Genomic DNA, 945 nt, shown 5'->3' with positions numbered 1-945 from the left:
CACGGAGGCCGTTAGACAGGACATGAAGGATAAACCTGAGTACAGCGAGGATACAGAGATGAAAGCGCAACAATTTAAAGAGCTAAAAAAGAAGCTTGGAGACCTGACGGCAAGTCAGTTAAAAACATTGCAAGGCGAAATCAGCATGACGCTGAACAAAAAGGAAAAGCCATTGCTCTCCACTGAAGAGCGTGAAATGTTATCTAAACTGTTTGTTTGATTAAGTTATTGATATAAATCACTTGCACGTTTTATAAACACTTCCTATGCTAACAGCAGCATAATAAGTGGAATTATAATCATGCCAGTTTCAGGGATTCAATCCGGTCAACAAATCATGCAGTTATCGCACAAGATGGCGGATAAAGCTGCACATGAGATTCAACAAACCTTCGTAAAAGGCGGTGAAGACTTATCATTCAATAAAGTCGAACTCGCTAAAAACGTGGCTTTCGCCGCGACCCCTTCCCTAGCCGCACATGCCACTGTTATCGAACCTCTTATCGAAGTTACTCAAGCCGCAAGTTACAACCGTATTGGTGCGTCCGTTGTGGAAAAAAATAACGAGGTAATTGGCAGCCTTCTCGACATTCACGTCTAAAGAAACCAAGATAAAAATTATACCTAACTCCCTTTCCAGATATTGAAGAACACCAAACGCTAATAAGCGCAGCGGTCAAATCTAACCGCCGCACTTTTCATTTCTCAAGTCACTTTATCCGTTATCAATAACACCTCGATTAAGAAGCGATTCAACAATCTCGTTTGAGCTTAATCCATTGAAGTCTATTGCCTGACCTAAGTTCTCAACCACAATGGTCTGATGAACGTTCGCATCAGTAGTAATGCTCAAAGAGACATTGTCTGTCGTGGCATCATAGTCCGCTTGAATATGCGCAAGTAACTCATCAATTCCTGCCATTGGGTCATTTAAATCCGCAATCA

The 945-nt window shown here is 41.7% G+C and carries 3 protein-coding genes; 2 read left to right on the top strand and 1 reads right to left on the bottom strand.

Features of this window, described 5'->3' with window-relative positions; genetic code table 11:
* A partial coding sequence (locus R8O11_RS25735; protein WP_318194677.1) for a hypothetical protein occupies positions 1–220 on the top strand: 220 nt, incomplete at its 5' end.
* Positions 221–301: 81 nt separating this feature from the next.
* Positions 302–601, top strand: a complete 300-nt coding sequence (locus tag R8O11_RS25730) for a hypothetical protein (protein ID WP_069506070.1) — start codon at positions 302–304, stop codon at positions 599–601.
* 114 nt (positions 602–715) lie between these two features.
* Here the strand turns inward: R8O11_RS25730 and R8O11_RS25725 are convergent.
* A partial coding sequence (locus R8O11_RS25725) for a type I secretion C-terminal target domain-containing protein (protein ID WP_318194676.1) occupies positions 716–945 on the bottom strand: 230 nt, incomplete at its 5' end.

The organism is Vibrio sp. 1288, assembly GCF_033344475.1.
Note: the sequence above shows the minus strand (reverse complement) of the source record. Positions and strands in the feature narration are given on the sequence as shown.

Excerpts from the sequence above, each read along its gene's own strand:
- R8O11_RS25730 (WP_069506070.1), top strand. The coding sequence starts at position 302 with ATGCCAGTTTCAGGGATTCAATCCGGTCAACAAATCATGCAGTTATCG.